Source organism: Leisingera sp. F5 (assembly GCF_001593695.1).
The window spans coordinates 1-9,061 of record NZ_LUKH01000070.1 but is presented as its reverse complement, the minus strand read 5'-3'; the positions used below and the strand labels follow the sequence as shown (position 1 = coordinate 9,061).

The window sequence follows — 9,061 nt, the reverse complement described above, 5'->3', positions numbered from 1 at the left end:
TGACATCGGCATGGCGATGTACTCGAACGGTGCCGCCAGCGCCGCCTCGTTCATGCGGTAGGCCTGGCTGACCAGATAGCCGCCGGCGGAGCCCGCGATGCCGACGCCGATCAGATAGGGCCAGTCTTCCGGTGCGGGCCAGATCCAGGCGCGAAGGATGAAGTCCAGGGCCGGGCTGCCGCCGGTGGCAAAGCGGCCGTCGCCGAAGATCAGCCCGGCCAGCGCGCTGAGGATCAGGAAACCCATCATCGGGTAAAAGGCGAGCGTGGCGCCGGCCTCGCTGCCGCCCGCGTGGCGGGTCAGCACATGCAGGGTGGCATAGCCGCAGGCGCCCAGAAGCGGCAGGATAGCGGCGGCCTGGAAGGTGCCGGCGCCGGGGCGCATGATAATCAGCACGCCGAGGAAACCGGCGCAAACCGCGCCCCAGCGCCAGGGACCGGGGCGTTCGCCCAGAAACAGCGCCGACAGGGCGGTGACGATCAATGGCGTGGCAAAGGCGATCGCCACCGCCTCGGCCAGCGGCAGCAGGGTGAGGCCGGTGAAGAAGCAGATATTGGCAAAAAACACCACGAAACAGCGGGCGAAGTGCAGTTTCGGCTGGTGGGTGCGCAGGAGATGGTAACCGCCCTCCAACGGCACAATGACGGCGAGCATTACGCAGACCGCGATGATCGAGCGGAACAGCACAACTTCGTACAGCGGGTAGTCGCCGGAAAGGAACTTAAAGATCATGTCTATGACGGAAAAAGCAATGCCCGCACCGGCGGCGGCAAACAGGCCGGGGACGCTGATCTTGACCTCTGCGCTCATTTTGCCCTCTTTTGTGTGCTGCATCTGATCAGTGGCGCAATTGATCTGGCCGGGCAATGGGGCGCGGGGCGGAAAAATGCAATTTTTCCGGGCAAAATTCCGGGGCGGAATTTTGGATCGCAGAACGCGGGGGCGGAATTTGGGGAGAGGTCTAGAGTCTTGCTGAGAAGCGGTTCAGGGGCAGGTCTGCCCTGAACGCGCCTGCCCGAGTTTGTTTCGGCCTGACCCGGCGTCAAGGCCAAGCCGCGCAGGCGCACGACCCGCTGCCGCGGAGCCTTGACCCGGGAGCACGCCTGTTTGGTCTGGGTATTTGCGGTTTCGATGAATGGGATCACGCAAAGTCATTGGGCATGGCGGGTGCAGGCGCCTAGGTTCGGCTGTGAACCAGCAATAGAGGCGGCCATGATCACCTGTTACATCACGTATGAAATTCATCCCGACAAGGTTGAGGCCTTTGAGGTCTACGCCAAGGCCTGGATCCCGCTGGTGGCGCGTTTTGGCGGCACCCATCACGGCTATTTTCTGCCGCATGAAAGCGCCAATGATACGGCTGTAGCGTTGTTTTCCTTTCCGTCTCTGGCTGCTTATGAGGACTACCGGGCGAAGAGTTTCAAGGACGCCGATTGCATGGCCGCGTTCCGGTTCGCCAGGGAGAACGGGATTGTCCGGCGCTATGACCGGACGTTCCTGCGCCCCGTTCTCGAGGGGGATCTTGCGCCGTTGAAGGCCGCGATGGGTTAGCAGCCCGCCTTGGCCGCACGCAGCTCGCGCTCCAGCGCGTCCAGAAAGCGGGAGCGGTCGGACTTGGTGAAACCTTTGCCGCTGCCGCCGGCGCCCAGCGGGTTGGCGGCGCGGAGATCAGCCATCAGGTCGCGCATCGCCAGCTGCTGGCCGATGTTGGCTTCGGTAAAGCGCTCGCCGTTGTGGCGCAGAACTCGGGCGCCTGCCTCGATGCATTTGGCGGCAAGCGGGATGTCCCCGGTCACCACCACGTCACCGGCGCCGCAGCGCCCGGCGATCCACATGTCGGCCACATCGGCACCTTCCGAGACGATCACATTCTCCACCAGCGGGTTCTGCGAGGGGCGCAAGCCGCCATTGGAAACCACGAACATGCGCAGCCCGTGTCGGGTGGCGACCCGCTCGGCCTCCTGCTTCACCGGGCAGGCGTCGGCGTCGATGTAGAGGGCGGTCACTCTGCTGCCTTCTTCTCGGCCTCGGGGGCTGCCTCTGCCTTGAGGGCGGGTTTGGCCTTAGCCTTGCGGGCGGGCTTCTTCACCTTGAACTCCTCCGGGATCGGCATCCGGTTGAAGGCGTCGAGCCCGGCGATCTTGTAGGCCTCGGCCAGGGTTGGGTAGTTGAAGGTGTTCTGCACGAAGTAGTCCACCGTGCCCTTGAGGTTCAGCACCGCCTGGGCGATGTGAATGAGCTCGGTCGCGCCTTCGCCGACGATCTGCACGCCCAGCACCCGGCGGGTTTTCAGCGAGAACAGCATTTTCAGCATGCCATGCTCCAGCCCCATGATGTGGCCGCGGGAGGTTTCGCGGAAACGGGCGACGCCGACCTCGTAAGGAATGCCACGCTCCTGCAGCTCTTCCTCGGACATGCCGCAGGTGGACATCTCCGGCACCGAATAGATGCCATAGGGGTACCAGGGGCTTTCCGGCATGGTGGGCGTGTCGAGCGCATGGCAGGCCGCGACACGGCCCTGTTGCAGCGAGGTGGAGGCGAGCGACGGGTGGCCGATCACATCGCCGGCGGCATAGATATGCGGTATCTCGGTCTGGTAGGTCTTGCGGTCCACGCTGAGGCGGCCGCGGTGGTCGGTCCTCAGCCCCGTCGCCTCGAGATTCAGCGAGGCGGTGGCGCCCAGGCGCCCGGCCGCAAACAGCAGCATTTCAGCCCGCACGTGGCGGCCATTGGCCAGGGTCACCTCGACATGCTCGCCTGCGTCCTCGATGGTTTCAACTGCGGAGCCGAGCCGCAGATCAACGCCGTTTTCGCGGATCTGATGGGTGAATTCTTGGATCAGGGTCTTGTCGATGAAGTCGAGGAAGGTCTCGCGCGGCTCGATCAAGGTGACGCGCACGTCGAGGGCGGAGAACATGGTGGCATATTCCACCCCGATAACCCCGGCGCCGATCACCACCAGCGAGCGCGGGATATCCGCCATTTCAAGGAAATCATCGCCATCGACCACGGTGCGGCCATTGAAGGGCACGTAATCCGGCCGGTAAGTGCGGGTGCCGGTGGAGATCAGGAACTTCTCTGCCGTGAGCCGGGTGGTTTCGCCGGCCTCGGTGGCGACTTCGACCTCGTTCGGGCCGATGAATTTGGCCAGACCCATCAGCGTGTCCACATGGTTGCGGTTGAACTGGTGCTCCAGCACGTCGACCTCGTGGTCGAGGGTCTTGTGCAGGCGCGCTTTCAGGTCCTCGGCAAGGATATCATCCTTCACCCGGTAGGAGCGGCCGTAAAAGCTGCGTTCGCGCCAGCCCGAGAGGTTCAGCACGGTTTCACGCAGGGTTTTCGACGGGATGGTGCCGGTGTGCACCGACACGCCCCCCAGCCGGTCTTTGCGGTCGATCACCAGCACCCGGCGGTGCAGCTTGCCTGCCTGAATGGCAGCGGCGCGGCCCGAGGGGCCGGAGCCGATGATGATCAGGTCATAATCAAAGTCTTCACTCATGGCCGCGTCCTTTGCTTTTTAGTTCTGGTACAGCGCGTCGGCATGGAAGGAGACATGCTCCTCCATGAAGGTCGACACGAAGAAATAGCTGTGGTCATAGCCCGGCTGCATCCGCAGGGTGGCCTGCTGTCGGCGTTCGGCCACCGCGTGGGCCAGCGCCTCGGGCTTCAGCAGGTCGATGAATTGATCGGAGGTGCCGGTGTCGATCAGGATCGGGCCGTCGAAGCCTTTCTCGCGCATCAGCAGGGTGGCGTCATGTTTGGCCCAGGCGGACTCATCATCGCCCAGATAGGCGCTCAGCTGCTTGCGGCCCCAGTCCGAGGCGGTGGGGTTGGAGATCGGCGCAAAGGCGGAGACCGATTTGTAGCGGCCCGGCAGGTTCATCGCCAGTGTTAGTGCGCCGTGGCCGCCCATGGAATGGCCAGTAATCGCCTGGCGGTCCAGATCGATGGCAAATTTTTCGCCCAGCAGTGCCGGCAGTTCTTCGGCCAGATAGTCCCACATGCGGAAATGCGGCGCCCAGGGCTCTTGCGTGGCATTGACGTAGAAGCCTGCGCCCTGGCCCAGGTCATAGGCGTCATCGTCGGCCACGCCTTCGCCGCGCGGCGAGGTGTCGGGGAAGACGATGGCGATGCCCTGCTCGGCGCACCAGGCCTGGGCGCCGGCTTTGGTCATGGCGTTTTCATGGGTGCAGGTCAGGCCCGAGAGGTACCACAGCACCGGCACCGGGCCGTCTTTGGCCTCCTCCGGCAGGAACAGGCCAAAGGTCATGTCGCCGCCGGTGGCGCTGCTGGCGTGTTTGTAAACGCCCTGAGTGCCGCCAAAGGCGCGGTTCTCGGAAACGGTTTCCATGGGTAAGGCTCCTCAAAATCTGTTAGCCCTATCGCTATCCGCAGATGGCCTCAGCGTCCAGCGGATGGGCGGCAGCAATGCTTGTTTTTGCGGCACAAGGCTTGCGAAATCGCAAACATCCGGGGGTTTGGTCGCGGGGTTGTTGCCGCATTTGCGCAGGCGGGTGCTGGACAGCGGCGGTAAAAACCGGGACAGTCCGCCGCTGGAAGCAGAGGGAGCGAGAGGCATGAGCGATTTTCTGAGACTGATACCGGAGGCCGCGGAGGCGGAGGTGGAGCGTCCGGTGGCGGAGAAGGTGATTGCAGGCGATCCGGTTTTCACCACCTGGAACGCGGAGGAGCGTGAGGGCTTTACTGCGGCATCTGGCAGTCGACACCGGGCAAGTGGCGGATCTCTTATGACGAGTGGGAATACTGCCGGATCCTGGAGGGGTGTTCGGTGATCACCAGCGACGACGGCACCGAATATCCGCTGGCGGCGGGCGACAGCTTCATCTTGCGGCCCGGCTTCAGCGGCACCTGGGAGGTGATTGAGACGACCCGCAAGGATTATGTGATCCGGCTTTAGGGGCCAGAGACCCAAGCGATCACCGCCGGCACAGTGACAATCGACAGCGCGGTGGAGATGAAGATGGCGGCGGAGGCCCGGTGCGGCGCCACGCCGTAGTGCTGCGCCAGCATGTAGACATTGCCTGCCACCGGCAGCGACGCGGCAGCAATGGCGACGGCGGCGGAGAAGGGCGCAGCGGGGATCAGCCACAACACTGCGAGGGCCACGCAGGCCGGGTGCAGCACCAGCTTGGCAAAGCTGAGCCAGCCGGAGATCTGCACCCGCTCCGCCGATTTCGAGGCGAGGGACGCGCCGATGGCAAAGAGGGCTCCGGGGGTGGCAGCGCCGCCGAGGATGGTGAGGAAGTCGTTTGCCGGCTCAGGAATCGGAAACTCTGATGCCGACCAGGCGAGGCCTGCGACGATGGACAGAATCATCGGGTTTTTCAGCAGGCCCAGGCCCGCCAGTTTCAGGGTTGCCAGCCCCAGGCCTGATCCCTGGCCGCGGCCTGCGTTGATCAGAATGACGATCAGCGAGGAAAACACCACCAGATCGACGCTGAGCACCACCATCATTGGTGCGACGGAGGCAGGTCCGAACAGGATCGCCATCATCGGCAGGCCCAAGAAACCGACATTGCCGATGGCGGCGCATTGCGCCTCTACCGCCGCGGTCGGCATGTCCAGCCCGCGGGTCATGGCGACGGCTGTCACCAGCAGGTAGACCGCCAGGGTGCCGCCCAGATAGCCAAGGATCAGGGCGGGGTCGAAAACCTCGGCAAAGGTGAGGTTGGCGGCAAAGCCGAAGATCATCGCCGACAGCGGGAAGTAGAAGACAAAGCGGGTGAGATAGGCAGTGGCCTCCTCAGTAAAGAAACGGCTGCGCCCGGCCCAGTAGCCAAGGCCGATGATTGCGAAAAAGGGCAGGGTGCGGAAGAAGATCTCGGCCATGGGGAATTGGTAACAAGAGATGACCAATTCGCAAGGGCTGTTTTTGGCATAAGAGGGCGCGCTCCCGCCTGCTCATGGGCATTCTGGCGAATGCTCTTCACAGTTGGGCGTGGCCCTGTGCGTTGCACAGGGCAGACGTGCCCCGAGTAGCGCGGCTTCGATTGTGAGCAGTACTTCTGCACTTCAAAGGTAAACCGCGCTGCGGCGCGGGGACTTTTCCGCCCTTGACCCTAAGCCCCCCCGTGACCAAAGGCGCACCCGCAGCGCGTCAGCGCTGCCGGGCCCAACCGGGAAGGGGCAGCCTCTGGCTGCTCCGGAGCGAGCGGGAGGGTTTCCTTTGCCCGTGCCTAACCGCTGCCGATCAGCGCGCCGGCCCCCAGCACCAGGGCGCCGCCCAGCACCACTTGCATCGTGGCGCGCCAGAACGGGGTTTGCATGAACCTGTTCTGAATCCAGGCGATGGCCCAGAGCTCAACGAAGACAATCAGCAGGGCCAGGGTGGTGGCAGTCCAGAACTCCGGGATCAGATAGGGCAGGGCGTGGCCCAGCCCGCCCACGGTGGTCATCACGCCGGAGGCAAGCCCGCGTTTCAGCGGTGAGCCGCGGCCTGACAGTTCGCCGTCGTCGGAGGCGGCCTCGGTGAAGCCCATTGAGATGCCCGCCCCGACCGAGGCCGCCATGCCTACCAGAAACGTGGTCCAGGTGTCCTGAGTGGCAAAGGCGGTGGCAAAGATCGGCGCCAGGGTGGAGACCGTACCGTCCATCAGCCCGGACAGCCCCGGCTGCACCCAGGTCAGCACGAACTGGCGGTGGGCGGCGCGGTCTTCATCTTCGCGGGTGTTCGCGTCCAGATGCGTGTCCTGCAATTCGCCGGCGCGCGCCTGATGCCCGGCCTCGGCTGCGGCCAGATCCCCCAGCAGCTTGCGGGTGGCGGCATCGCTGGTGCGGGCGGCGGCAGCGGTGTAGAAGCGTTCGGCGTCGCGCTCCATCGCGCGGGCTTCGTCGCGGATGCGGTCCAGGCTCAGGTTTTCCATCAGCCAAATGGGGCGGCGGGCATAATAGCCCGCCACATGCTCGCGCCGGATCAGCGGAATTGCCGGCCCGAAGCGTGCCTGGTGCAGGGTGATCAGCTGTGCGCGGTGTTCGTCTTCCTCTGCGGCCATGCCGTCGAACATCGCCGCAGAGGCCGGGTATTCGGCGCGCAGCCGTTCGGCGTAGCCGCGGTAGATGCGCGCATCGTCTTCCTCAGAGGAGATTGCGAGGGCGAGGATTTCCTGCCCGGTCAGCTCCGCAAACCGTTTGCGCTGGGTGAAAAAATGCATCTGCCGCCCTCAGTTTAGAATAATTCTAAACATAACGCTTCCGCGAGGGACTGCAAGACGGCGCGGGTTATGCTGTTGCATTGCGGCAGCAGAGGCTACACTAGGCCCAGACCCGCAGGCAGCCAAAGGAACCCGCATGAACCAGCAAGCCAGCGTCCTGCGTACAGGCCGGAAATTCGATCAGGTCCTGGCAGGGGCCCGCGAGGTTTTCCTGGCCGACGGGTTTGAGGGCGCGAGCGTCGACAATATTGCCAAGGCGGCCGGCGTGTCCAAGGCGACGCTGTACAGTTATTTCCCCGACAAGCGGGTGCTGTTTATGGAGGTGGTGCGGTCGGTCTGTGTGCAGCAGTCTGAAGCGTCGCTTGATCTGGCAGCAGGCAGCTGCGGCCCGCGCGAGGTGCTGCGGGTGGCGGCGGAACATGTGCACGCGGTGCTTATAGGCGGTCTCAGCCTGCAGCTGTTCCGCATCTTTGTGGCCGAGGCCGACCGTTTCCCTGAGTTGGGGCCGATGTTCTATGAAAGCGGCCCGATGGTATTGCACGGGCAGATTCGCGATTACCTGAAGATCGCCGCAGAGCGGGGCGAGCTGGCTATTCCGGATGCGGACCTGGCCGCCGCGCAATTCATCGAGCTGTGCAAGGCGGATATCTTCCTGCGATTCCTGTTCAAAATCGACGAACATTTTACCGAGGCCGAACGCGAGCGGGTGATCGCCGGCGCAATCGAGACCTTTATGGCGCGGTTCGGCACCTGACGGCTGCGGGCGTGCCGGCCCGTGCATGCCGGCTTGTGCGTGCCAGCTAATGCCTGCCGGGCATCAGTGCGTGGTGAAACTATTGGGCGTGTTGCGGTAGGTCTCGTGGCAGCTGAGACAGCTTTGCATCAGGCTGGGCAGGGTGCGGCGCAGGGCGGGCAGGGACCGGGTGCTGAGATTGCGGGCTGCTGCTTCGGCGGTGTCTGCACGGGCTTTGAAATCCTTCCAGGCGTGCCAGATCAAGGGCCGCGCATGGGAGCGCGGATCCAGCTGCGGCTTTTTGAAATGCTTGCGGATTGTGCCGGTGGATCTGATCAACTGCCGTCGGGCTGTGCGGGCCTTGTCCCGGTCAAAATATGTGCGCCCGGCCATCATGCCGGCGAGCACATCCATCGCCGCTTTTTGCGAGGTCATCAGGGCCATCCTGCGTGTCACGTGCTTGCTGGCGCCGTCCTTGGCGGTGACCGGAGCGGTGGTGCCAATGGCAAGCGCCGCGAGGATGGCCATGAAGGCCATGGTTTTGAGCAGGCGGAGGGTCATCACGCTGCCCCCGGGCGGATTGACCGAATCGCATGGTGAAAACAAAATAAGAACATATGCTGAAGAACTCCTGTAATCTGCCGTCTGCCGGCCCGTGCTGCCCGATCGGCTCATGCCCCATCGTCGCCTTTTATCGCTTTGGTTTCCGCGCCTTGGTGCCGAACGTATCATGCGGGCAGAGCGCGGCGGCAGTGCCGGGCCGCTGTTGCCGGGGAAGTGTCGAACACTCAGGTTATTTCCGCGTTAAACACGGCGGCTTCGGCGGCAGGATTGCAGCTGGGCCAGCCGCTGCGTGATGCCCATGCGATGTGCGCGATTACTGGGTGGCGACCACCCGCGCTGGCGAACGGCTGTGGCTGTTCTTTGCCCATAGCGGCGCGCTGTCGCCGGGCTGGTTCTGCCATGGCTCCTTTGCTTGACGGGGTGCGGACAGTTCGCTGCGCGGCGAAGGGTTTTGCTTGGGCCGGCCTGCAGGAACCGCGTAGAGTGGGGGCATGATCACACCGCGTTTCGACATTCTGGGCCAGGCCATCAGCGACGCCAGCCGCACGCAGATGCTGTGCGAGCTGATGGAGGGCCGCGCCTATACCAACAA

Annotated in this window: 9 protein-coding genes and 2 pseudogenes; 4 read left to right on the top strand and 7 right to left on the bottom strand. The window is 64.0% G+C overall.

Translation table 11 applies throughout. The annotated features are described in order from the left end of the window. Positions 1–810, bottom strand: an 810-nt coding sequence (locus A2I95_RS23400; RefSeq protein ID WP_291733707.1) for a DMT family transporter, incomplete at its 3' end; no start/stop codon positions are given. 402 nt (positions 811–1,212) lie between these two features. Here A2I95_RS23400 and A2I95_RS23395 point away from each other — a divergent pair. Beyond that, positions 1,213–1,551, top strand: coding sequence for an NIPSNAP family protein (locus A2I95_RS23395; RefSeq protein ID WP_027256690.1), 339 nt, complete (start codon positions 1,213–1,215; stop codon positions 1,549–1,551). Here the strand turns inward: A2I95_RS23395 and A2I95_RS23390 are convergent. Genes A2I95_RS23390 through fghA form a run of 3 tightly spaced genes read right to left on the bottom strand, consistent with a single transcriptional unit; the run spans position 1,548 to position 4,351 of the window. Then, complete coding sequence (locus tag A2I95_RS23390; protein ID WP_027256689.1) at positions 1,548–2,006, bottom strand: YaiI/YqxD family protein; 459 nt, start codon at positions 2,004–2,006, stop codon at positions 1,548–1,550. The genes A2I95_RS23395 and A2I95_RS23390 overlap by 4 nt on opposite strands. Then, positions 2,003–3,499 carry a Si-specific NAD(P)(+) transhydrogenase gene (gene sthA, locus A2I95_RS23385; RefSeq protein ID WP_027256688.1) on the bottom strand — a complete coding sequence of 499 codons (1,497 nt, stop codon included), beginning with the start codon at positions 3,497–3,499 and terminating at the stop codon, positions 2,003–2,005. Before sthA ends, A2I95_RS23390 begins: the two co-directional genes overlap by 4 nt. 18 nt (positions 3,500–3,517) lie before the next feature. Beyond that, positions 3,518–4,351 carry an S-formylglutathione hydrolase gene (gene fghA, locus A2I95_RS23380; protein WP_291733703.1) on the bottom strand — a complete coding sequence of 278 codons (834 nt, stop codon included), beginning with the start codon at positions 4,349–4,351 and terminating at the stop codon, positions 3,518–3,520. 226 nt (positions 4,352–4,577) lie between these two features. Between fghA and A2I95_RS23375 the strand changes: the two are divergent. Continuing rightward, positions 4,578–4,918: pseudogene (locus A2I95_RS23375) on the top strand (cupin domain-containing protein). Here A2I95_RS23375 and A2I95_RS23370 read toward each other — a convergent pair. Both A2I95_RS23370 and mbfA read right to left on the bottom strand, forming a co-directional pair. Further along, positions 4,915–5,850 carry an AEC family transporter gene (locus A2I95_RS23370; RefSeq protein ID WP_027256685.1) on the bottom strand — a complete coding sequence of 312 codons (936 nt, stop codon included), beginning with the start codon at positions 5,848–5,850 and terminating at the stop codon, positions 4,915–4,917. The pseudogene A2I95_RS23375 and the gene A2I95_RS23370 overlap by 4 nt on opposite strands. A gap of 347 nt (positions 5,851–6,197) precedes the next feature. After that, positions 6,198–7,172 (bottom strand): iron exporter MbfA, encoded by a 975-nt coding sequence (mbfA, locus tag A2I95_RS23365; RefSeq protein WP_027256684.1) that lies wholly within the window; start codon positions 7,170–7,172, stop codon positions 6,198–6,200. A 136-nt stretch (positions 7,173–7,308) separates the two neighbouring features. On the opposite strand from mbfA, the gene A2I95_RS23360 reads away from it, so the two are divergent. Beyond that, positions 7,309–7,926 carry a TetR/AcrR family transcriptional regulator gene (locus A2I95_RS23360; RefSeq protein WP_027256683.1) on the top strand — a complete coding sequence of 206 codons (618 nt, stop codon included), beginning with the start codon at positions 7,309–7,311 and terminating at the stop codon, positions 7,924–7,926. Between the two features lie 63 nt (positions 7,927–7,989). Here the strand turns inward: A2I95_RS23360 and A2I95_RS23355 are convergent, their stop codons facing one another. Then, entirely contained in the window at positions 7,990–8,466 is a 477-nt protein-coding gene (locus tag A2I95_RS23355) for a cytochrome c (protein ID WP_245596866.1), read from the bottom strand. 494 nt (positions 8,467–8,960) lie between these two features. On the opposite strand from A2I95_RS23355, the pseudogene A2I95_RS23350 reads away from it, so the two are divergent. Next, positions 8,961–9,061, top strand: a pseudogene (locus A2I95_RS23350) (transcriptional regulator); the annotation flags it as partial.

Coding starts and splice junctions, on each gene's coding strand:
- fghA (WP_291733703.1), bottom strand. CDS start 4,351: ATGGAAACCGTTTCCGAGAACCGCGCCTTTGGCGGCACTCAGGGCGTT.
- mbfA (WP_027256684.1), bottom strand. CDS start 7,172: ATGCATTTTTTCACCCAGCGCAAACGGTTTGCGGAGCTGACCGGGCAG.
- A2I95_RS23360 (WP_027256683.1), top strand. CDS start 7,309: ATGAACCAGCAAGCCAGCGTCCTGCGTACAGGCCGGAAATTCGATCAG.
- sthA (WP_027256688.1), bottom strand. CDS start 3,499: ATGAGTGAAGACTTTGATTATGACCTGATCATCATCGGCTCCGGCCCC.
- A2I95_RS23355 (WP_245596866.1), bottom strand. CDS start 8,466: ATGACCCTCCGCCTGCTCAAAACCATGGCCTTCATGGCCATCCTCGCG.
- A2I95_RS23395 (WP_027256690.1), top strand. CDS start 1,213: ATGATCACCTGTTACATCACGTATGAAATTCATCCCGACAAGGTTGAG.
- A2I95_RS23370 (WP_027256685.1), bottom strand. CDS start 5,850: ATGGCCGAGATCTTCTTCCGCACCCTGCCCTTTTTCGCAATCATCGGC.